At 48.0% G+C, this 21,676-nt stretch carries 19 protein-coding genes; 6 read left to right on the forward strand and 13 right to left on the reverse strand.

Annotated elements, in window-relative coordinates; all coding sequences use genetic code 11:
• Positions 1-259: 259 nt before the first annotated feature.
• A complete protein-coding gene (locus tag NG796_RS00495; protein WP_261203954.1) occupies positions 260-508 on the reverse strand; it encodes a ChaB family protein in 249 nt (82 codons plus the stop codon).
• Positions 509-801: 293 nt separating this feature from the next.
• On the opposite strand from NG796_RS00495, the gene NG796_RS00500 reads away from it, so the two are divergent.
• Positions 802-963 (forward strand): DUF2256 domain-containing protein, encoded by a 162-nt coding sequence (locus NG796_RS00500; RefSeq protein ID WP_261203955.1) that lies wholly within the window; start codon positions 802-804, stop codon positions 961-963.
• A 102-nt stretch (positions 964-1,065) separates the two neighbouring features.
• A complete protein-coding gene (locus tag NG796_RS00505) occupies positions 1,066-2,001 on the forward strand; it encodes an isoaspartyl peptidase/L-asparaginase (RefSeq protein WP_261203956.1) in 936 nt (311 codons plus the stop codon).
• A gap of 423 nt (positions 2,002-2,424) precedes the next feature.
• On the opposite strand, the gene NG796_RS00510 is transcribed toward NG796_RS00505, so the two are convergent.
• Positions 2,425-2,592, reverse strand: a complete 168-nt coding sequence (locus NG796_RS00510; protein WP_261197151.1) for a hypothetical protein — start codon at positions 2,590-2,592, stop codon at positions 2,425-2,427.
• Between the two features lie 38 nt (positions 2,593-2,630).
• Between NG796_RS00510 and NG796_RS00515 the strand changes: the two genes are divergently transcribed.
• Positions 2,631-2,816, forward strand: a complete 186-nt coding sequence (locus NG796_RS00515) for a hypothetical protein (protein WP_261203957.1) — start codon at positions 2,631-2,633, stop codon at positions 2,814-2,816.
• A 30-nt stretch (positions 2,817-2,846) separates the two neighbouring features.
• Positions 2,847-3,734: a right-handed parallel beta-helix repeat-containing protein gene (locus tag NG796_RS00520; RefSeq protein WP_261203958.1), complete on the forward strand. Its 888-nt coding sequence runs from the start codon at positions 2,847-2,849 to the stop codon at positions 3,732-3,734.
• Between the two features lie 87 nt (positions 3,735-3,821).
• Here NG796_RS00520 and glmU read toward each other — a convergent pair whose 3' ends face one another.
• The 5 genes from glmU to NG796_RS00545 form a co-directional block, all read right to left on the reverse strand.
• On the reverse strand, positions 3,822-5,180 hold the full coding sequence (gene glmU, locus NG796_RS00525) for a bifunctional UDP-N-acetylglucosamine diphosphorylase/glucosamine-1-phosphate N-acetyltransferase GlmU (protein ID WP_261203959.1): 1,359 nt from the start codon (positions 5,178-5,180) through the stop codon (positions 3,822-3,824).
• Between the two features lie 125 nt (positions 5,181-5,305).
• Entirely contained in the window at positions 5,306-6,367 is a 1,062-nt protein-coding gene (locus NG796_RS00530) for a two-component system response regulator (protein WP_261203960.1), read from the reverse strand.
• A 348-nt stretch (positions 6,368-6,715) separates the two neighbouring features.
• Positions 6,716-7,669: a tRNA (5-methylaminomethyl-2-thiouridine)(34)-methyltransferase MnmD gene (locus NG796_RS00535; RefSeq protein ID WP_261203961.1), complete on the reverse strand. Its 954-nt coding sequence runs from the start codon at positions 7,667-7,669 to the stop codon at positions 6,716-6,718.
• Positions 7,657-9,678: an N-6 DNA methylase gene (locus NG796_RS00540; RefSeq protein WP_261203962.1), complete on the reverse strand. Its 2,022-nt coding sequence runs from the start codon at positions 9,676-9,678 to the stop codon at positions 7,657-7,659. Before NG796_RS00540 ends, NG796_RS00535 begins: the two co-directional genes overlap by 13 nt.
• Before the next feature lie 297 nt (positions 9,679-9,975).
• Positions 9,976-10,974: an N-acetylglucosamine kinase gene (locus tag NG796_RS00545; protein ID WP_261203963.1), complete on the reverse strand. Its 999-nt coding sequence runs from the start codon at positions 10,972-10,974 to the stop codon at positions 9,976-9,978.
• A 206-nt stretch (positions 10,975-11,180) separates the two neighbouring features.
• Here NG796_RS00545 and NG796_RS00550 point away from each other — a divergent pair, with 206 nt between their 5' ends.
• Positions 11,181-13,775 carry a M1 family metallopeptidase gene (locus NG796_RS00550; protein ID WP_261203964.1) on the forward strand — a complete coding sequence of 865 codons (2,595 nt, stop codon included), beginning with the start codon at positions 11,181-11,183 and terminating at the stop codon, positions 13,773-13,775.
• Positions 13,776-14,241: 466 nt separating this feature from the next.
• On the opposite strand, the gene NG796_RS00555 is transcribed toward NG796_RS00550, so the two are convergent.
• The 5 genes from NG796_RS00555 to NG796_RS00575 all read right to left on the reverse strand — a co-directional run bounded on the left by NG796_RS00555 (position 14,242) and on the right by NG796_RS00575 (position 19,661).
• Positions 14,242-14,595, reverse strand: a complete 354-nt coding sequence (locus NG796_RS00555) for a slr1659 superfamily regulator (protein WP_261203965.1) — start codon at positions 14,593-14,595, stop codon at positions 14,242-14,244.
• Between the two features lie 80 nt (positions 14,596-14,675).
• Positions 14,676-15,251 carry a DUF6272 family protein gene (locus tag NG796_RS00560; protein WP_261203966.1) on the reverse strand — a complete coding sequence of 192 codons (576 nt, stop codon included), beginning with the start codon at positions 15,249-15,251 and terminating at the stop codon, positions 14,676-14,678.
• 24 nt (positions 15,252-15,275) lie between these two features.
• Positions 15,276-17,759, reverse strand: a complete 2,484-nt coding sequence (locus NG796_RS00565) for a SpoIIE family protein phosphatase (protein WP_261203967.1) — start codon at positions 17,757-17,759, stop codon at positions 15,276-15,278.
• 230 nt (positions 17,760-17,989) lie between these two features.
• Positions 17,990-18,739 (reverse strand): DUF561 domain-containing protein, encoded by a 750-nt coding sequence (locus NG796_RS00570; protein ID WP_261203968.1) that lies wholly within the window; start codon positions 18,737-18,739, stop codon positions 17,990-17,992.
• Between the two features lie 76 nt (positions 18,740-18,815).
• On the reverse strand, positions 18,816-19,661 hold the full coding sequence (locus tag NG796_RS00575) for a sulfurtransferase (protein WP_261203969.1): 846 nt from the start codon (positions 19,659-19,661) through the stop codon (positions 18,816-18,818).
• Between the two features lie 432 nt (positions 19,662-20,093).
• Here NG796_RS00575 and NG796_RS00580 point away from each other — a divergent pair, with 432 nt between their 5' ends.
• Positions 20,094-20,702, forward strand: coding sequence for a CDP-alcohol phosphatidyltransferase family protein (locus NG796_RS00580; protein WP_261203970.1), 609 nt, complete (start codon positions 20,094-20,096; stop codon positions 20,700-20,702).
• 54 nt (positions 20,703-20,756) lie between these two features.
• Here NG796_RS00580 and NG796_RS00585 read toward each other — a convergent pair whose 3' ends face one another.
• The gene (locus tag NG796_RS00585) at positions 20,757-21,632 is read right to left on the reverse strand and encodes a PfkB family carbohydrate kinase (protein WP_261203971.1); all 876 of its coding nucleotides are present in this window, start codon (positions 21,630-21,632) and stop codon (positions 20,757-20,759) included.
• Between the last annotated feature and the right edge of the window lie 44 nt (positions 21,633-21,676).

Here is a 21,676-nt window from a genome sequence, read left to right on the forward strand (position 1 = left end):
AGTCATTAAATCTGCGCGAAAGCTCAGGAAACCTTGAAGGTTCCCTTTGATTTTTCTCACCCTCTCAACTGTCAAAATGTATTGAAAATAAAAGTACCACAAATCATAGAAACTCCTTAAATTGCACCTGGATCGAGCTTGGTATTACACCTCCATAAAATTGTAAAAAAGGACAGGGCATTCCCCTGTCCTTCCTTTATGAAAACCTAATTGCGATCAGGCGATCGCATCCGTAATTGAGTCGCTCTAAATTCCGAGTTTAGGCTCCGGGCATAGTTCCCGTGGGGCTGCGATGAGCACCAACTTGGGGACGCGGATGCCATTTACCATCACTTCCTTCCTCATAGCTACTCCGCAGGGAATTCCAAGCCACATCCAGAGCTCCACTATCGCTCATTCCATTGGAGGAAGCACTATTATAAGCAGTGAAGAAAATATTTTGCGCGCCTTCAGGTAGTTTTTCTTTTACATCATTGGGCAAATCTTCTCGGGTTTGGTAAGCCATCATTAATTCTCCTAATTTACTGAGTTTTTACAATAGATTCAATTAAATCAAAGTTTCAAATAAAAGCCCTCTACCAGCAGGCTGAATCAAAAAATACATTTTGTTGAATTTATGCCGGGAATCACCGAAAATATCCATCTGAAGGTAGGGGCGAAAGATAGTCTAATTTTAAAGGGATTGAATGGTGGTAAATTCAGGCGATCGCTCTCTTACTCTGCCTTAAGTCTGACTCGGCTTTTCTAGCCGGGAAAAATCGCTTATAATACAACTTCAAACCTCCGTAAGTATGAACCTATATGGGCCGCGTCCGAGCCAAAGCTGACTTTCCAGAAAAAATCTGCCCCGTCTGTCAACGCCCCTTTACCTGGCGGAAAAAATGGGCGGATTGTTGGGATGAAGTAAAATATTGCTCGGAACGCTGTCGCCGTCGCCGTTCCCAAGCTCAACCCATCGAATAACCCGGGGAATTTCTCAAAAATGCCCCAATTAGTGGCTGGCAAAGAGTACCTTTTGGGCTACCATGAAAGATTGGATATTAACCGAAGGCAGAGGCTGAATTCATGACAACGGGTGCGGTAAAACCCAAGCTGATCATTCACGGTGGCGCGGGTAGCTCTCTTAAAGACAAAGGTGGACTTGAAGCGGTGCGCGGCTCCCTCCATGCCATTATAGAAGAAGTGTATGGGATGTTAATGCAAGGGGCCTCTGCTACAGAAGCGGTGGTACATGGATGCCACCTCCTGGAAGATGAACCGCGTTTTAATGCGGGGACAGGTTCGGTGTTGCAATCGGATGGACAAATTCGGATGAGTGCGGCGTTAATGGATGGCACGTTGCAACGCTTTAGCGGCACGATTAATGTATCTCGGGTTAAAAATCCCATCGATTTAGCTCTATTTTTACAAAAGTCTCCCGATCGCGTGTTGTCGGATGTGGGTTCAGCAGAATTGTTGCGCGAATTACAACTGCCGATTCATAATCCCCTGACGGATAAGCGGTTGCAGGAGTGGATGGAGGAACGCAAGGATAATTTTTCCCGCACTATGGCGAATGTGGTTGCAGAATCCTCGGGACGGGGAACGATTGGGGTGGTGGTACTCGATCGCGAGGGGAAAATTGCCGCAGGAACCTCTACGGGAGGGAAAGGATTTGAACGGATCGGGCGCGTTAGTGATTCGGCAATGCCTGCGGGAAATTACGCCAATCCCAAGGCGGGAATTAGTTGTACGGGGATTGGGGAAGATATTATCGATGAGTGTCTCGCGGCGCGAATTGTGGTGCGTGTGACAGATGGATTATCGTTAATGAATGCCTTTGAGCGATCGTTTGCAGAAGCGGAACGGAATAAGCGAGATTTTGGGGCGATCGGGATTGATGCCACAGGTGCGATCGCGTGGGGTAAAACTTGTGAGGTGATTCTCGCTGCCTATCACACCGGCGATCGCATCGGTGATGCCTTGGAAATGAGTCCAGAAATGGGGGTTGGCATTGCCTAGGTGAGTTGAAGGCGACTAGAAACTGTGGTTGCCAAAAAATCTCGCTTTGAAGTGTTGACAATCGTAGCATCTTGACGTACCATAAAAAAATGGGAGTGTGTGCGCCCATATATATCGAAATCTGAGACCGGAATATTCCCACAAGGAATCTCTCTCTATCAATGAGTAGAGCAATCTACTCCGCGAGTTCTCACAGAAGGTAGAGAGACAGTTCCCCCCTCAGACAGACCACTGCGGCGGACAGATTCGCTACAGTAGATATATAGATTCAAGCGCATCAAAACAAAGTTGGGTGCTGAACTTCAGACCGACCGAGTAAGCTGTCATCTTAAATTGACAGAAGGTCTGGATACCTTATAGAGAACCAATTATACGAATCAGTCCCGTCAGAGTTTCTCTGGCGGGATTATGATTAAGTGGGGGTTACTGAAACAACAGAGAATACCCCAAAAACAGTGCCCAACCTGCCACAGCAAAAAAGGCGAACAATCCCACCATAATTTCAAAGGACCATTTAACCTTTAAGGTTCCCAGTAAGGGGGTTGCAGAAATTAACAGGAGAACAAAAAAGAGCGAGAATAACCAAACCATGATGTGACTCCAGAATAAAGACAATAGGCCCTTTTCTAGTGTATCGAGTTTCTCGGGATGTTGGGTATCTGGACCCTCAGCGTGATGAAGACTTGGCGATCGCCTCACCCACTTTACTAACTCCTCGGGTTTATCACTTCCTGTCCCTCCATCGGATCTCCTCAAATCAGGGTCTCGAAGTTGATCCAGTTGGCAGAACTCTAATCGTCGTGTTAGCTTACTAGAAAAATATTACCATTCAGGTTCAAATTCAGATGGGAACAGTTAAACGGCGTAAGTTTTTCTCTGGGTTATTAGGTTTAATGGGGGTGACTGGGGCAATGGTACAAGGGCAACAGACAACCGCCCAAGTCCGGCGTGAAATCGAAGTGAGTAACCCCGAAGCATTTTTTAGAAACATCGGGTCTAACCGGACCTTGAAGTTCATCTCACTTCACTACAATTTATCAGAACTTAGTCCGGAGTTAAATTGGGCGAATGCCTTTATGGAAGAGGATTTTGATGGATATGGATTGGTGATTTCGGGCGTAGAAAATCTGAATTTAATTGGAGTCAATCCCACCGCTTCTTTGATTAGTCTTGAAGCGGGTTATCCCCATGTAATCACGTTCAGAAATTGCCGAAATATTACGATAACGAATATAGAATCGGGACATTGGCCTAAAAAATCTTTTTGTAGTGGCAGCGTTTTTAGCTTCGTGGATTGTGACAATATCATCCTAGACCGATGTATTCTCTTTGGATGCGGAATCTATGGGATTTTGGCACAAAATAGCAGCAATTTCCAGGTAAAAGGGTCTACAATTAAAGAATGCACCTATGGAATTATGGCGCTACAATCCCTCACGAATCTTTTAGTGGAGGATTGCCAATTTTATCATAATGAATCCTATGATGCGATGCTGAGGGCAACAAATCTCCGGGGGGATGTGCGGTTTAAAACCTGTCAATTTTTTGAAAACCGCATCACCGATTACAATGCTGATAATAATTATTTCTTTTGGTTTGGGGACGAAGGTACTTCAATCGTCGTGGAAAATAGCACGATCGCTAACAACGAGTTTATCCACTTATCCAATGATAGCAATCGCGTACAACTGGTGGAATCGACTATAGAAAACAATAGTTTGGGGGTTCCCTAATGCCCGCCCGGGGTGAACAACCGCAGGGGGTAGAGACGCAAAAATTCACGTCTCTACTTTGTTTTTTCTCGTTGGGTATCGGGTTGCCTACTCTTTCGCCTTCAGTTTCCAGCCTTTTTTGGTAACTTGTCGGGCACGGGCGATCGCCAAAGTGTTATCTTCCACATCTTCGGTAATCGTCGAACCGGCGGCAATGGTGACATTTTCACCAATTTTGACGGGCGCAACTAAGACGCTATTAGAACCCGTTTTCGTCCCACTGCCGATTTCTGTGGGATGTTTGTTTACACCGTCGTAATTGGCGGTAATGGTTCCCGCCCCGATGTTCACGCGATCGCCGGTGGTGGTATCCCCTAAATAGGATAAGTGAGATACATTGCTGCGGTTACCTAACTTTGTATTCTTTAATTCTACAAAGTTACCAATCCGGCAGCCTTCTCCCACCTGAGCTTGACCCCGTAAGTGAGCATAAGGTCCAACTCGGGTTCCAGAAGCTACGGTACTATCCGTGATGACTGAGTATAAAACCGTTGTCTGATCCCCAATCTGACTATTTTCAATTAGCGTCCCGGGACCGATGCGAGAACCAGAACCGATGGTGGTTTGGCCGCGCAGGTGGGTTTGGGGTTCGATGATGGTATTCGGGGCGAGGGTGACCGTATCATCAATGGTAATGCTATCCGGGTCTATCAGAGTGACTCCAGCGGCCATCCAATCATCTTTGACCCGAGTTTGCAAAATTTGATAAGCTTTTGATAATTGCTTGCGATCGTTGATGCCGAGAATTTCCTGGTAATCCTCCACATCTAAAATCCGCACAGGATTTAAGTAATTCACCGCATCAGTCAGATAATATTCTGCCTGATCGTTTTCCGATTTTAATTGGGGTAAAACCTGGGCTAAATCCGGCCAATGGAAACAATAAACCCCGGCATTAATGCGCCGATTCTGCTTTTGAGTGGCGGTACAATCCCGGTCTTCAACTATTTCCTTGAGCAGGTTTTCATTGTCACAAAAGACCCGACCATACCCTTTAGGATCGGGCAGTTGCGCGGTCAGAATGGTGGCGGCATTCCCTTGTTCTTTGTGGGTATTCAGCAGCCCCTTAATTGTTTCAGGTCGTAAGAGAGGGACATCGCCATTCAAGACCAACAAATCCCCGGTAAAGTCTTGTAAATAGGGAATGACTTGTTGGACGGCGTGACCCGTGCCTAATTGCTCCGTTTGTTCGACAAATTCTAAATTAGAGAATCGTTGGATCAGTTCGTTTTGGACGAGTTCCCCTCGATAGCCGACGATAATTAAACGTCGGGAAGGTTGAATTGCCGAGAGACTATCGAGTACCCGTTCAACCAGCGATCGCCCCCCCAAAGGATGTAAGACCTTGGGTAGGTCTGATTTCATGCGTGTCCCGCGTCCAGCGGCTAAAATCGCTACTGCTACCATTTTCTTTCAGCCCGTTAATCTCAACGGAGTATAGCGCGGTTTCCGCTCTTATTGAAGAAAATTCATCCACAATGACCTCCCGATCGCCACAATTGACGGGCGATCGCCCCGGGAAAAACCGGGGCCTAGCCATTGGCAATGCGCCAACTTCCGGCGATCGCAGCGGGTTCCTCGGATTCAATCAGGTGGATGCGATTGACAGCCTTTGCCGGTTCTCCCATCTCCCTCGTCCGAATAAAAGTCGTAAATTGTTCTACCAGGTGGGGATTACGCCATCCCTTGACCGTTTCTTCCGCCATAATTTCCAGGGCTTTTTCTGAAGTAAATGCCTGTTTATAGGGCCGTTCGCTGGTCAGGGCGTCATAAATATCCACCACTTGAAACACTTGGGCAATGTAGGGAATTTCATCCCCCACCAACCCATCGGGATATCCTGTCCCATCCCATCGTTCGTGATGATGGCGAATCAGGGGACGGACGCCGCGCATGGTTCGCAGGGGTAGACAAATTTTCTCCCCAATCACCACGTGCTGTTTCATAATTTCCCACTCTTGGGCCGTGAGTTTTCCGGTTTTGAGTAATACCGCATCGGGAATCCCCACTTTGCCGATGTCATGGAGGTATCCCCCCCACATTAGATCGCGGATTTCATTGCGGGAGAGGTGGAGAAATTCACCAAACGCTTGTCCCCGAGAGACTAAACGTTCGCAGTGATCCCCAGTATTCGGGTCTCGACTTTCCACAGTCCGGGCAATGGAAAAGAGGACTTGTTCCGCATGGTCGAGGTCCTCATTGAGCCGTTTTTGGCGGACCAGGGATTTGACTCGGGCGGCGAGTTCGAGATGATCAAAGGGTTTAGTCAGGAAGTCATCACCTCCAGCTTCAATCCCCCGGATCCGCGATCGCCGATCGTTGAGTGCGGTCACGAAAATGATGGGAATCAGGCGGGTTTGCTCATCTTGTTTCAGATGGCGGCATACCTCAAATCCATCCATTCCAGGCATCATCACATCCAGCAGAATTAAATCGGGCTGGGTTTCTTTCACGCAAGCCAGGGCACTAGGGCCGCTGTCAGCTTCCAGAATTTCATACCCTTCTACGGACAAAAGAGCCACTGCCGTCATCCGGCTGGCTGGATGATCGTCTACGACGAGAATTTTGGACTGTTCTGCATCAAGGAAGTTCACAGACAAACACCTTGCTCTGAGTATTTCTATTAGCTAGTTCTGCGTCAAGCGACTGAGTAAATTAATCGCTTTTTGTACTATCTCTGACTATCTTTACATTATTTGGACCGGGTTTGTTTAAAAAAGTCTGTGTTTTACACAGACTTTATAAAGGATGCCGGAGTTTTTCCGGTCGGGCCCATCTTTTTTAAAAAATGTAAAGTTTCTCTCATTGACTTAAGATGAAATTTGAGCTTCATCACCCTCTTGATTATAGCTGACCGATGAGGTTGAGCTAGGGCTGGCTTACCTAACCGGCTGAGGATCTGCCCCTTTAAAGCGATCGCCTCCCCCATCGCTGATCCCTGGCTATTTTTCTGCAATACTGGCCCATCTTTTTTTCCAACTAGAAGTCGGTTCTAAGGGGGATAAGTCTTGTTCTTGTTGACGGCGTTGCCGAATTTCCTCAGCGGAATCCGACAGGTTGGGGTCTCGATAGGGAGTCGCCGCCCGAGTTTGTAGATGCTCCTGTTCTTGGGGGGAAAGGGGTGGTAAATCGCGATCGCAAAAACTCGCTACCGTTCCTGGCGATCGCCGTCCTACCGGCGCAGTGGCCCCAAGTTTTAATCCCGCAGCCATTAAAGCCGTTCTCACCGAAGCCGAACAAGAATAAGTTGCCAATCTTCCCGTCGGACTCAAACAGCGCGCCACCCACCCTAAAAATTCAACCGTCCACAGTTGCGGACAATTGGGAGGAGAAAAAGGGTCTAAAAATATGGCATCAACTTGAAACCCTTGATTGACCACCTGTTGAATGGTTTTTCGGGCATCTCCTAGCCATAAGGTCCCTTGGAACTGGGGACTCGTCAAAGTTTTTGATCGGATAGATTTGCCCTGCCCTTCCAGGACCGAGGGATCGACTCTCGGGAAAATAGGTTCACCGTCTGCCTCCGGGCTAACCAGTCCGGCTAGAAGTTCGGGAATAGGCGATTGCCAACGGTTCAGTAACCCTTGGGCGATCGCCGCTTGGGGAATAGCGGCATCTAATTCCAACCCGACCCACTCCACCCAACAAGTTGGATTAATTGACCAAATCGTTTCTAATGCTGATGCGGTATTGTAACCCAATCCATAACACAAGTCAAGCAATCGCAGCCGGGGTTTTTCAGCTTTTTGGGCTAACTCCGTGGGTTCTACAAATTTACACTGCGCCTCTTGGCGCGCCCCGTGGTACGAATGAAACAGTTCCCCAAATTCCGGTGAATAAAACGTAAAAGACCCATCGGAGGTCTCTTGAGGCGTCAAAGGCATCATTTCTGCCATAAATCGGGGTCACCTCCGGCAACTATTTCTACACAAGCTTGGCGGGCCAATTTTCTAGCTTCTATTCGGTGTTGAATGGTCTGCTTAACCATCTGCGCGATGTTCTCCCGACGCGCTCTATCCTTGGGAATCGGTAAAATTAACTCCTGAATTCGATTCCCCAGCGAATCAATAATATCCTGAGTCAAGCGCTTTGCCAAGATTTGTTTTTGAACCAGTTCAGAACTCAAGGCCGCCAACAACAAATAACACCCAAAAGGACAGGTTTCCCGAACACGCAATTTATAGAAATGACTTTGATAAAGAATCCGGGTATCATCGGCAGTAATCAACGCACAACTTCCAATTAAATAAGTGCCATCGCGTACCATCAAAATATCCCCTTCTCGCAGGTCCTGTTTTTCCGCTAAAGAGTGATAAATTTCTTCACTCACCGAATGTTTTGGATCTGCCTTAATTTCCCAATTAGAAATATCCGAAGTGCGCACAAAGGGGATATTTCCCGTCCCGTAGGCTAACTTTCCCACTTCATCACCACTGCTGACCTCTATCATCCCGGACGATATCAAATCTCCCATAGAAATAAAGTCGTGACTATTTTGGAGATACCCTAATTCGGAAATAGCTGCGGGGTTGTAATAATGCGGGGCTAAAATGCCATTTTGGATGCGATCGCAACTCATCCAATACCCTAACTGACTCGGTTTGGTTAAACGTCCTTGTTCATAGTCTCGGTAGTGGGCGGCAATTTCCGGTAAATCATCCCGGTCAATCGGGCGTCCCCGGCTATCCCGTCCGCACCATTGAGCTTCCGCCATAAAAATAGATAGATTGCTTTCATCTTCTACTCTTGGACCCAATTTTTTTTGTAATAACAAGAGGCAAGTTTTGGTATGAGTTCCCCCTTTTCCCGAGATTTTAAATAATACATCGGGCATTCCAATCACGGCTTTAATGATAGAATGAGCTTGGATATAATCAACCACATACCGATAGGTTTTGCTAGAAATCAAACTTTCAGGAACCACCATCCCAATCCGACCTCCGGGCCGAACTAGAGATAAACATCGTTCCATAAATAGCACCTGGGGCGGTACGGACGGTTGTAATTTAGGGAGTTTTTCAAAAGATTGACTATTTTTTTCTAAGCGCCAGCGATATCCCAGTTCAAATGTAGCCTGGACCTGGGGAGATGCGGCCACAATGCGACTGCCAAAGGGCGGATTTGTCAAAACAATATCAAATTCACCGGCCTGAGTTTGTAAGGGTAAAGTCGGGGAATTCAATGAATTTTTATCAGGATCCGGGGCAAAAAGGGGAGGAGAAGATTCTAGTTTCCAAGCGAGAGAATCTGCACAAAAGACCTGGGCCGATTTGAGGGTCAATAAAGATAAACGGGTCGAGGCTAATCCCGCGAGATAGCGGTCTTTATCCAGGCCAAAAACGGTGGCAAGGATTTGGTCAACCGAGGCTCCGGATGCTTTTAAATGACGAGCCGCCACACTTAAAAATCCACCCGCCCCACAAGCTGGATCAATCAGAGTTTCTCCAGGACGGGGATTGACTAAAGCCACCAATAAGGCGATCGCATTCAGCGGCGTAAAAAACTGCCCTTCCTGGCCGCGAATCTGGGAACCCATAAACACTTCATAAATATCCCCAAAGGGGTCATGAACCGGAGTATCCAAGTCAGCTTTATTCAGTAGACTATCAATTTGAGCTAAACTTTGAGGGTCAAGAAGCAAGCCTTGATATGGGGGAAAAAGGGTCGGCAAAAGTAGACACAATTGGGCAAAAGATTGCTGATATCGACGGGCGATCGCCTCGACACTTGTTGGGTCACGAATTGGCTCAAATAAAGACGGATTTTGCTGAAAATACAGCTTGCAAAATAAGCATTTAATCGTTTCTTGCAGCAAAGTTTCATCCCGAGTTGCACCTAAGAAGCGACCCACGAGATAATTCCGAATCTGTCGATACACCGCTTTAGAATCTCGTTCTAGGTTCATGTTCAACCCAATCCAGAGTGGGAAACGTAGTTTAAGTGTTATTTTAAACCCCACTCCCGTTGGCCGGGTTTTGAAAGGTCTATAAAACCTAGATTCCTTATCAGCTATGCCCTAGGCATCCAATCTTACTCGCTTTTGTGATGACAAACGGCCTGCAAGACGCCTGATCAACATTTACCCTTGTGCAGAGGATATAGCGGTTTGCGATCGCCTGAACGGCGAACGATCCCCCTAAATCCCCCTTTCTAAGGGGGACTGTGATCCGATAATAAGTGGACCTCAATCCCTGAATAAATGCTATAGTACCCGCTTGCCGAGTCGTTCCAGGGCCAATAAACCGGCACCATAGGCGGGTTCATGGCGAGGGGAGATGACTTGAACCCGAGGAAATTGGGTGCGAAGGGACTCCCTGAACCGATCGCCCAAATGGCAGACACTGCGCCAGACTCCGCCAATGGTAACCACCTCAAATGCCTGTTCTGGGGTAAAGAGGGCCGAGGCAACGGTTTGAGTCATCAGGACCAATTCCCCTGCTGCATCCTCCAGAATCTGCAGGGCGATCGCATCTCCGGCAGCAGCAGTGCGATCGACGAGAGGAGATAATGCGGCAATTTCCGTCACCCCCCATCCCCGGCGATAGATGACTTCGATTAAATCTTCTAACTGGTTCAAATTGAGAGACTCTCGGAAAGCATCCGTGAGTAAGGTTTTGGGTCCTCGCCCATCCTGCGATCTCGCCGCCGCCCTTAACCCGGCGATCGCAATCTGATACCCGCTGCCTTCATCTCCAAATCGATATCCCCAACCGCCTGCGCGTTTACTCTCTCCCTGGGAATTGCACCCATAAGCGATCGAACCCGTACCCGCCACGATCGCCACCCCAGAAGCGGATCCCGTCCCTCCCACCAAGGCGATCGCACAGTCATGAGTCACCACCACCCCTGATGAATCCACCTTCCAGCGAATTGGTAGGGGACTTTCCTGGTACAACTCCACCACCAAACCTTGCACCACCTGGACATCTGCCGGACGGCCCACCCCCGCTAATCCCACGCCAATTCCGGCGATCGCTACCCCTGGGAGTTCCTTCACCGCTGAGGCGATCGCCTGTGAGATGGACTCTGATGCTGCCGCCAACCCAATGGTTTGATAATTCGAGGGACCTGCCTCACCCCGTCCGGCGATCGTCCCGGTTTCATCCATCACCAGGCAAACAGTCTTGGTCCCTCCCCCATCAATGCCCAACACCCAGTCTGTGCTATCGTTAAACTCTGAATCCCTTATCCCATCCCTCATTCCCAATTCTTAACCCCCTAACCTGATATCCACAACCCACCGCCACCGGCGCAAAAACTCCCCGCCCCCGAGTCGCGACAATACCCGGGTTACCCCTACTGCCATCTATCCAGGGTGGTGATTATCACCGCAAAACGTTACCCTGTATAAGATAGCGTTCATGAGCTCAATTGCTGAAATTCAGTCTTAAAGATAGATTCATCACCATGTCAAACCAATACTCTTATTTTGATACAGAAAACAACGGTCATAAAACCTTTGAACTTCCGGGGGCCAAACCGCATTACAATCCCGATCGCCCCGGACAAGTCGAACATATCTGCTTAGATTTGGCCCTTGACTTGGCAAATCAAAGCTATCAAGGGACTTGCAGCATTCGCCTGATGCCCGTGAGAACCGGCATCGATCGCCTGACGTTAGATGCCGTCAACCTGAATCTTCATGACGTCACCATCAGCAATACCCCCCAACCCTTTGATTATGATGGGGAACGGTTAGAAATTCACCTCACCCAACCCACGGAAGCAGAACATCCCCTCACCCTCGTAATCACCTACGGGGTCGAACAGCCCCAGCGTGGCATCTATTTTATCGCCCCAGATGCCCACTATCCCCAAAAATCTGTCCAAGTTTGGACCCAAGGGGAAGATGAAGATTCCCGCTTCTGGTTTCCTTGTTTTGACTACCCCGGACAACTCGCCACCTCAGAAATTCGCGTTCGAGTTCCTAAACCCTACCTCGCCATTTCTAATGGGGAACTGATTTCCACCGAAGAAGAAGGCAGCGATAAAATTTATCATTGGTTCCAAAAACAGGTACATCCCACCTATTTAATGACCTTAGCCGTGGGAGATTTTGCCGAAATTTGTGATGAATGGAACGGCAAACCTGTAGTTTATTATGTAGAAAAAGGTCGCGAAGAAGATGCCCGTCGCAGCATGGGCAAAACCCCGCGCATGATGGAATATTTTAGTCAAGCGTTTGGCTATGCTTATCCTTATCCTAAATATGCCCAAGTTTGCGTCGAAGATTTTATCTTCGGCGGCATGGAAAATACCTCAACTACCCTACTGACCGATCGCTGTCTATTAGATGAACGCGCCCAACTAGATAACCAACGGACCGAAAGTTTAGTTGCCCATGAACTTGCCCACCAATGGTTTGGGGATTTAGTCGTGATTAAACATTGGTCTCATGCCTGGATTAAAGAAGGAATGGCTTCTTATTCCGAGGTGTTATGGACTGATGAAGAATATGGTCCAGAAGATGCGGCTTATTATTTACTCAATGAAGCACGCAGTTATTTGAATGAAGATAAAACCCGCTATCGGCGACCGATTGTCACTCACGTTTATCGGGAGGCGATCGAGCTTTATGACCGCCACTTGTATGAAAAAGGCGCTTGCGTTTATCACATGATTCGGGCGGAGTTAGGGGATGAATTGTTTTTTAAAGCAATTCATACTTTTGTTAATGATAATGCCCATCAAACTGTAGAGACTGTGGACTTACTGCGGGCCATTGAAAAGGCCACAGGTCGAAATTTGATGTTTTTGTTTGACCAATATGTCTATCGCGGCGGTCATCCCGATTATAAAGTCTCTTACAACTGGGATGGAGATAGCAAACTAGCCAAAGTGACCATTACCCAAAGTCATGTCAAAACCACCGGGGAAAAAGGGAATGAGAAAGAGTTATTTGACCTTAAAATTCCCATTGGATTTGGGTACAAGACTGGCGAACCTCTGAAAACCTTTACGGTGCGTGTGAATCAGCGCGAACAAAGTTTCTACTTCGCCGTTGGGGAAAAGCCGAGTTATATCAGCTTTGATGTGGGAAATGCCACCCTCAAAACGGTCCATTTAGAATATCCAATCGCTGAATTGAAAGCCCAGTTACAGTACGATCTAGACCCCGTATCGCGGATTTATGCTGCTGTTGCCTTGGCAAAAAAAGGCGGATTAGAAGCGGTGAAAGCCCTCGGTTCTGCCTTAAAAACCGAACGGTTTTGGGGAGTGCGCTTAGAAGTTGCGAAACAACTCGGTAAGATTAAATTAGATCAAGCCTTTGACGAATTAATCGTCGGGTTAGCGGATGAAGATGCGCGGGTTCGATATGCGGTGGTGGAAACATTAGCACAGCATAAAACCCACGAAAGCTATCAGGCGATCGCCCAAGTTTTGGAACAGGGAGATGCGAGTTATAATGTGGAAGCGGCAGCGGCAAGAGCAGTCGCCTCAATCTGTGCCGGAAAACGGAATGAACCCCTGGACGAAAAAGATGCGATCGCCCGATTGCAAAAGGTTTTAAATGAACGCGCCGGATGGAATGAAGTGGTTCGCAGTGGTGCAATTTCCGGCTTAAGTAAGCTCAAAACTTCAGAAGATGCCCTCGATATCATTCTGGATTATACCGGCAATGGTGTCCCCCAACCCTTGCGATTAGCGGCAATTCGCGCCCTGGGTGGCATTTCGACAGGTCAAACTCCAGGCAATTTAGAGCGAATTTTGGACCGTCTTTCAGACTTATCCGCAGAAACCTTTTTCTTGACGCAAGTTGCGGTTGCCTCCGCCTTGGGACAAATGGAAACACCCAAGGCGATCGCTATTCTACAAAGTTTAGCCGATGCCACCCCCGATGGCCGAGTCCGTCGCGTTGCTGAAGAAGCAGTTTCTAAGGTTGAGAAAAATATCGGATCTGATAAAGCAGTGAAGCAATTACGCCAAGAACTGGATCAGATTAAGAAAGAAAATCAAGAACTTCGCAGTCGGTTGGAACATTTGGAAGCGAAAACCAAATAATGGGGTAAGTTTCCATTATTCCTCTGACTTCCCCCGTTAAGTCAACATTTATTCCTCTAGCTTCCCCCGTTAAGTCAACATTTATTCCTCTGGCTTCCCCCTTCTTAAGGGGGACGGGAGGGGGATCTAACGGGGACGGGAGGGGGATCTCACTAACATTGATTAGACCTCTTAAAAATTTCCAGATTGATCCCCCCAACCCCCCTTGATAAGGGGGGCTTAAGAGATTTAGGCAAGAGGTTTATTCCTCTGGATTCCGCGATTTTAAGGGAGACGGGAGGGTTAGGTAACTAACATTTATTCCTCTGGCTTCCCCCTTAAAATTGTGAATGGGAGGGGAATCTCTCTCGGAATGAAAGTATGCAGTCTATGTGACCCCTTGAGAGAACAAAACCCGCTAAAGCGGGTTTTATTTTCTGAATTGTTCGACATAAAAGCTGAGGGTATTTTTTCCAAAAAATAGGGGTTATTCTAGGGTTAACTGTAAGTTAGGACAAAGTTTCAGAAAATTTTGTAGCGACTTGCGTTGCCACGAAATTTCATCAGAACCGATGATAGCCAGTTGAATGGTGTTCTTTTTTCGCATGGCGATCGCAAACTTAGAGAGCATACTAATCCCCGAACTATTTAGAAACTCCAGCTTTTTAAGGTCTAGGGTCATAGTGGGGGGATTGAGTTCCGCAACCTCGTTAAGTAACTGGGCGATCGGAGCATAATCCGCTGAGCCCGTGAGACTGAGTTCCCCTTCAATTTTAACCGTTACCGATTCCGGAACGTAATGCACGCGGTAGTCTTCACCTTTGATTTCTTGAAAATTCATGTTCTATTGCCTCCGGAGCAGGTGCTCTGGTTAAAGTTTACCTGAACTGGACTCATGACGGTTAAAATCAATCCCTCACTTTATAAAACCAGTTGAACGAGGGTCGTTGCCAGCATGAGATTGGGAGTATTGGGGATGGGATCAAATTTCCATCCTAATTTTGCGGAGTAGTCAATAATCATGGTGAGAAATCCCAGTCCGGAATCTTCCTCGTTTTCTTCCACCCGTTTCATATATAACTCTTGCGGGTCTGAAGAAAGCAGTTCTTCAATAAAGGCTTTAAAGCGATCGCCTGATTCTAGGGTCACCGTATTTCTGGACATTAAAACAATTGTCTTTTTCGGACCTTCAATAAAATGAATTCCAAATCTCACCGGATATTCATCCGAAGGGCTATGAAATTTCATTGTATTTTCTAACAGTTCATTGGCAACATAGCTGACTGAACCCTTGTAATCTTTTAGACGCCGTTTAGCCTGGGGGTCATTATCGTCAATAGGCAAAAAAGTAGCCAGATAATCGGCTACAAAATAAGCCGATAATAAATTATTCCGCCAGCGGTCTTTAATCGGGCGAGAGTTAGCCGAAAAGCCAATATCTAAATAATCATGCCCGGGAGGTAAATCGTGAATAAAGTCTCCAAATATTTCACTCATGACCGTCTGAACTCCTTCTCTAACCTATTTTTGCTTAATGACCACCAAAGTCATATCATCCAGCATTTTTTGACCATCGATGTACCGTTGGACATCAGCGATCGCCACTTGTTGGATTTCTTCAACGGATTGGTGCCAATGCTGACTGATAATGTCACACAATTGATTCACGCCATATCGTTGCTTTTGTCTATTCTTGGCTTCCGTAATTCCATCGGTATAAAGAACAATGCCATCTCCCGATTTGAGTTTCACACAAATCTGAGCAATAAACTCTGTAATGTCTTCATCTAATCCGATGGGTAGCCCTAAATCTATTGTATCCACCCGCTCAATGTGACCACCCCCACGGACCACCAGAATTTCCTCATGTTGTCCGCTGATACTCACTTGGCCCTGGTTATAGTTTAACACAGCTAAAGTGAGATTCTTATCCGTTTTCATGCGCTGGACGTTCTGATAAATCGTCCGGTTAAGGGTGTCTAAAAACCTCACTGGATCGGTTTCCCTACTCTCTTTGAGGGTGCGGACCGCTGTTTGAGTCATCACCATCAGGATCCCGCTTTCCAGTCCATGTCCAGTCACATCACCAATGGCGATCGTTCCCACCCCATCATAATTGAGCACATCATAATAATCTCCCCCAACTTCCTCTGCACTTTCCATAAAAGCCGCAATTTCTAACCCTTCAATAGCGGTTAATTCCTCCGGTTGGGGTAACAGCATTTTTTGAAGTTGTTGAGTGACTTCCAGTTCGGCACTCATCCGGATATTTTCCCCTTTGAGCTTATCGCTCTCTTGTTGAGCATAGCGCCATTCGCTAATATCAATCCCCACGGATACAGTCGCCGTCCCTTGCTGATATTTCTGAACCACCATTAAGTAATACCGAGGCTTCCCCTTCACAAAAATTCTAATTTCCTGGGAAGCCCCGAGGTCTGAACTGTTGAGAAACTGCTGCATAAAATCAGCATATTCATGACTATTTTGCGCGAACCCAATTTGTTGACCGACCATTTCTTCGGGCTTTAAATTTAGGCTATCGGCCAGATAACGGTTCACCCCCAGATAAGTTCCACGGGAATTAATCCAAGAAATGGAACCGGGAACCGCATTTAAAACCGCCTCAAGCTGTTCTTTAGAGGCGGCTAATTCTTGTTCATGATGGATCAAGTCTTGGTTTGCCTGTTCTAACGCCCTAAATGAGGTTTTAAGCTGATCGACCATCTGGTTAAAAGAATCCGCCAGTTTTTCCAGTTCAATAATGCCTCGGGCATAAACCGGGCGATCCAGTTGGCCCTTCGCGATTTCTTCTGAGGATTGCGTCACTCGCAGAATAGGCCGTAAAATCCATTGAGCGATCGCCACCCCACAGGAAATTGAAACCATTAGGGCTAGGAAACAGAGCACCACCGTCTGCTGAGTATTTTCATGAATTTCCTCCATGAAATCCGCTTCCGGTATCCCCACTAAAATCAGCCAATCAATTCCGCGATCGTCCTCAAAAGGCATCACTTGCAGAAAATGTTTTGCGCCTTCCAGGAAAAATTCTACCCCTTGGGATTGCTTAATATTCTCCAAAGACCCAAACTGATCGGTTAACGCATTGAGGGCCGCATTTAAGCGCGGATTTTGACTCTCAGTGGCAGGCAGACGTTGAGGTTCCTCCCCATTAAGTCCTGGAATCAAAGTTGGTTTTTGGGTGGAGGTGGCAACGAGTAACCCATTGCGTTCGAGGATAAATGCCTCTCCAGTTTTGCCAATTTTGAGCGTTTCTAAAAACTGGTTGATTCCCGAGAGGGGGACATCCCATAAGAGCACCCCCAGGAAACGGCGATCGCGGTCATACACAGGATACACCGCAGAAACATCCAGCCGTTGCCCGATCGCACTCGGTTCAATTCCTGTCCAAATTGGCCTCCCCTCCTGCACCGCCTGTTGATACCAACCGCGAGTTCGGGAATCATAGTTAGGGCGTTCCCGAAGCAATTCCCCCGGTTTCCCATCATCCCCCCGAGCATAGCGCCGCAAACTCCTCCCGGTTTGCTCAGTAGACAACACGAGATAATGTTCTAAAGGGTTGACCCCTACCAACTCCCCCCGTTCATTGGCATAGGCGATCGTCCCCAGGTCCAAAAATTCACGACTTTGTTCCCAAAAATACTCCAGTAGCACGTCCGGGTCCTCTCGGTCAATTCCATTTTGGCGAAACACTTGGGCATTTAGGTGATGCACCAAATGAGGTCGATCTAAATAACGCTGCACCTCTTCTTGCACGCGCTGGGCAATTTCTCCGCGCAGTTGACTGGCAAGTTCATTCACCGTTCGCTGTCCACTGCGAAAGGACAGCCACCCCACCAGTCCCGTTGAGAGTAAGACGGGAATAATAAACGGAACCACCAAAACCGTGCGAAGGCGAAATTTTCCTAGGGATTGGAACCAAGGGCGACTCAAGGGAATCGGGTTCATGGATGGCGGGATGGGGGCTGGAGAGGACTCGGTAAGCATGGGGCGGATTTTAAATGTAAAGTGTTTGACATTTCAAGCCGATCACCCTGTGGTTTTAACTCAGTTCTAACCCAAACCAACTGTAGTGGATATTTAGCGCGGACATCGGATAACGACTGAAGTCGTTACTACGAACGAAAGAAACGACTTTAGTCGTTATCTGAGGTTTGTAGTAACGACTTCAGTCGTTTCTTTAGGAGTTATCGTAACTAACCCAACTCAATCCAGAATTAGGCGTGGATGGTGGAACGACTAACGGTGGATAAGGCTTCAACGAGACTCTTGACCCCAGCGATCGCCGCGAGTTCGTTATCCAGGCGGTTAATCGCGGAACCAACGCCCACTCCAGCGGCCCCAGCGGCGATCGCCATCGGTGCCGTGATGGTGGAAATCCCCGAGGCGCACAGAACCGGCACAGAAACTGCCCGGGAAATGGCGGAGGCAGCCGCCAACGTGGGTGCTGCTTTTTCGATCGCCCCTAAGATACCAGCGTGTACGGGATTGCTGCTGGTCCCGCCTTCGGTTTGGATAATATCTGCACCCGCTTTCACCAATTCCTCGGCTAAATCCACTTGCTGATCCAGTTCCAAAATATGGGGAACAGTGACGGAAAGCACGATATTCGGCAGTAAGGCGCGGGTTTCCCGCGTCAGTTGCAGCACTTCAGCGGCTTCAAAACGCCGACCCATTGCATAGAAGGCATCAAAGTTACCAATTTCGATTAAATCTGCACCCGCTTCTACACAGGCTACAAATTTTTCCGGTTCAACGGCAGACACACAAATCGGTAAATCGGTCAACTGTTTGGCTAATTTGACTAAAGCCGGATCGGCAGCAATATCGATAAAGGTTGCGCCCCCGCGATCGGCGGCCCGAACCACGGTAGCAACGCGATCGGCGTCAAAGTTGGTCAATCCGGTGATAATTTTTAAGGCACGTCCTTGTTGAAAGGCACGGTCTAAAGCAGGAATCATGGTCATAATTCAGTTCAGTTTTGAGGCTAATTTAGCTTTATTTTGACATTCCCTGGTGCAAGACACCAGAGGCAGGGGAGGTTTACGGGTTGGGGGATGAGTCTTCAACCTGATAGGAACACCAATCACTCCAACTCCCGGCGTAGAGTTTGGCGTTGGAGATTCCTGCCATTTCCAGGGAGAGGAGATTCACGCAGGCGGTGACCCCGGACCCGCAATAGACGATAATTTCATCGGACCCGGCAATATCCGCCCAGCGTTGCACTTGGTCGCTGTGGGGTCTAACTAGGGCATTCTCGTCGGTGACTTCTTGCCAGGGATAGTTGAGTGCACCGGGAATGTGTCCCGCGATCGGGTCGATGGGTTCATGGTTCCCGAGGTAGCGATCGCGTTCTCGGGAGTCGATGAGGGCGACTTCAGGCAAGGGGGACCGGGTTTTGACTGTTTCGATATCTACCAGGCGATCGGCCCGGATTTGGGGGATAAAGGTGCCTTCGCTGGGTCTGGGAATGGCATCGGTGAGGGGATATCCGGCAGCTTGCCACCCTTTAAATCCGCCTTCTAAAATGGCAACGCGATCGTGTCCCAGATAGCGCATTAACCACCAGAGTCGGGAGGCAAAGGCAAATCGGGAATCATCATAAACCACGAGTAACACCTCTGGAGAGGTGACACCGACGGCCCCTAATTTTTGGGCGAATAGTTCGGGATCTGGGAGGGGATGTCGTCCGCCATGTCGTTGGACTGGAGAGGATAAATCGCGATTGAGGTGCAGATAGTGAGCACCGGGAATATGGTTATGGAGGTACTGTTGTTGTCCCAGTTCAGGATCAGCGAGGGAAAAGCGACAATCGGCGATCGCAATTTGTGGATCGTCTAGGTGTTGAAATAGCCATTCGGCAGAAACAATCGGATTCGTTTGAGTCATGATCCGGTTTGAGGGTTGAGTCAAGTATCTAGGGTAAACGCGATCGGTTTTGATTGGATGGGGGGTGGGGGTTACTTCCAAAAGTAGGTTTTTACGTCCGGTCCCCTCCCCTTAGCAAGGGGAGGGTTAGGGTGGGGTCCTCAAGAGGTGCGATCGCACCTCTTGAGGAATGAGTGGGTGGAGAGTTCTCGTACAGGCGCGATCGCCTCATTATGAGTGACGCCCAAGAAGAACCCCACCCTAATGAGTGACGCCCAAGAAGAACCCCACCCTAACCCTCCCCTTGCCAAGGGGAGGGGACCGGACGTGATCTTAAGCGTAAAAAACTTACCCTTGCAACGGGTGTTGATTTATCCGTCCTCATTTTCGCCGGAATTTCGTCGGGAAGGTTAACATAACTAAATCAAAATTCAGTCTAAAGGGTAAGTAGTTGTGGAGACTTGGGCGCGCGATCGCACGAAATTTATCGTTGAACCCATTGCCAAGGGGATTGCCAAACTGGGCATTTCTGCCAATACGATTACGCTGTTGAGTTTGTTGTTAAATATTTTGGCGGCAGGGGTAATCGCCAATGATCAACCGTTGTGGGGGGGATTGTTAATGGGATTGATCGCGATGCCCCTAGATGCGATCGATGGGGCCGTTGCCCGATTACTCAATCAACAGAATGCGTTTGGGGCGTTTTTTGATTCGGTCTTAGACCGATTTTCTGAAGGGGCCATTTTAATTGGCATTACGATTTTATTGATTCACCGTCAAGAGTATCCCTCAATTCCGATTTGTTTGTTAGCCCTGCTGGGGTCACAGATGGTCAGTTATACCCGGGCCCGGGCGGAAGGATTGAAAATTGAGTGCAAGGTGGGGTGGTTTCCGCGACTGCCTCGGGTGATTATAATGGCAGTGGGGTTAATTGTGGATCAGTTGCCTGTCGCGTTGTCGGTCCTGGCGATCGCTAGTTTATTGACCAGTTTACAGCGGATTATTCATGTTTATCGGGTCACCCATCCCGTAGAGGACTCCTCAGAAATGCCGATTTCGTAGGAATTAATAAACCGACAGATCAGCCGATCTGTCGGTTTATTAATCCCCCAACTATTATGAACTCGGGATTGATTGGGGAGTTTGCCACTCCCGCAGGGGACCGAACTGTTCGAGTTTGCGAGTGGCAACTTGGGCGGCAAATCGGGCAGCAAGATGACAAGGTTCTCCGGTTAATCGAGAATATAAATAACCGGCGATGTAGGTATCTCCGCAGCCAGTTGGATCAACGGAGGTAGTCGGTGCAAAGGCCGGAATTTGCTCCAGAGTACCGGATTGATAAACCCAAGATCCTCGACTTCCAGCGGTGATTAAAACTTCTCGAACTCCCCATTGATTCAGGGCGATCGCCGCTGCTTCTAGGTCTGTTTTTCCCGATAGCAGTTGTGCTTCTTCGATATCCACTTTCAAAATATGAACCCCAGCGAGTCCAGAGACTTTTTCGGCCCAGTCCATTGCCTGGACCTTTTGATGAATGACTTGCCGTAAAAATCCTTGTCCATCTAAAGAAATTAAAGCTTGGGTTGCAAAAACTGCTTGCAGAAATTCCAGGGACATCTCCTGATTAGTGAGTGCGCCTAAATGAAAGAGGCGGGCTGGAATTTGGCCTAAGTCTGGGGGAGTGAAGGGGGAAGCAATAGCCTGGACTCGTTGTTGCCGACTATCCAGGCGATCGCGCTGATAACTATTTTCAAACTGGGTAGTTTCGGGGCTTTCAAGCCAAAAAACAGCAATGCCCCGATTTTTTAATTCTTCTAACAGAGGACTCCGGTCTGAAGCAGAGGTTTTGGTTAATACTGCCACATTTAACCCCAAAGTTTTTAAGGCGATGGCCGTATAAATCGCTGTTCCTCCCGCCATTTCTTGGACAATTTTTCCATCAATTTTAATCCGGTCCTGGGTCACATGACCGATGACACAAACATCAAACATTCGACAATTTAGACAAGATTGGGGTAAGACCGGGAAGTAAAAAA

It is taken from the genome of Laspinema sp. D2d (genome assembly GCF_025370755.1).
In the GTDB taxonomy this organism is placed as follows: Bacteria; Cyanobacteriota; Cyanobacteriia; order Cyanobacteriales; family Laspinemataceae; genus Laspinema.

Coding starts and splice junctions, on each gene's coding strand:
- NG796_RS00495 (WP_261203954.1), bottom strand. CDS start 508: ATGATGGCTTACCAAACCCGAGAAGATTTGCCCAATGATGTAAAAGAA.
- NG796_RS00565 (WP_261203967.1), bottom strand. CDS start 17,759: ATGCTTACCGAGTCCTCTCCAGCCCCCATCCCGCCATCCATGAACCCG.
- NG796_RS00575 (WP_261203969.1), bottom strand. CDS start 19,661: ATGACTCAAACGAATCCGATTGTTTCTGCCGAATGGCTATTTCAACAC.
- NG796_RS00500 (WP_261203955.1), top strand. CDS start 802: ATGGGCCGCGTCCGAGCCAAAGCTGACTTTCCAGAAAAAATCTGCCCC.
- NG796_RS00505 (WP_261203956.1), top strand. CDS start 1,066: ATGACAACGGGTGCGGTAAAACCCAAGCTGATCATTCACGGTGGCGCG.
- glmU (WP_261203959.1), bottom strand. CDS start 5,180: ATGGTAGCAGTAGCGATTTTAGCCGCTGGACGCGGGACACGCATGAAA.
- NG796_RS00560 (WP_261203966.1), bottom strand. CDS start 15,251: ATGAGTGAAATATTTGGAGACTTTATTCACGATTTACCTCCCGGGCAT.
- NG796_RS00545 (WP_261203963.1), bottom strand. CDS start 10,974: ATGAGGGATGGGATAAGGGATTCAGAGTTTAACGATAGCACAGACTGG.
- NG796_RS00520 (WP_261203958.1), top strand. CDS start 2,847: ATGGGAACAGTTAAACGGCGTAAGTTTTTCTCTGGGTTATTAGGTTTA.
- NG796_RS00550 (WP_261203964.1), top strand. CDS start 11,181: ATGTCAAACCAATACTCTTATTTTGATACAGAAAACAACGGTCATAAA.
- NG796_RS00585 (WP_261203971.1), bottom strand. CDS start 21,632: ATGTTTGATGTTTGTGTCATCGGTCATGTGACCCAGGACCGGATTAAA.
- NG796_RS00570 (WP_261203968.1), bottom strand. CDS start 18,739: ATGACCATGATTCCTGCTTTAGACCGTGCCTTTCAACAAGGACGTGCC.
- NG796_RS00555 (WP_261203965.1), bottom strand. CDS start 14,595: ATGAATTTTCAAGAAATCAAAGGTGAAGACTACCGCGTGCATTACGTT.
- NG796_RS00535 (WP_261203961.1), bottom strand. CDS start 7,669: ATGGCAGAAATGATGCCTTTGACGCCTCAAGAGACCTCCGATGGGTCT.
- NG796_RS00510 (WP_261197151.1), bottom strand. CDS start 2,592: ATGGTTTGGTTATTCTCGCTCTTTTTTGTTCTCCTGTTAATTTCTGCA.
- NG796_RS00540 (WP_261203962.1), bottom strand. CDS start 9,678: ATGAACCTAGAACGAGATTCTAAAGCGGTGTATCGACAGATTCGGAAT.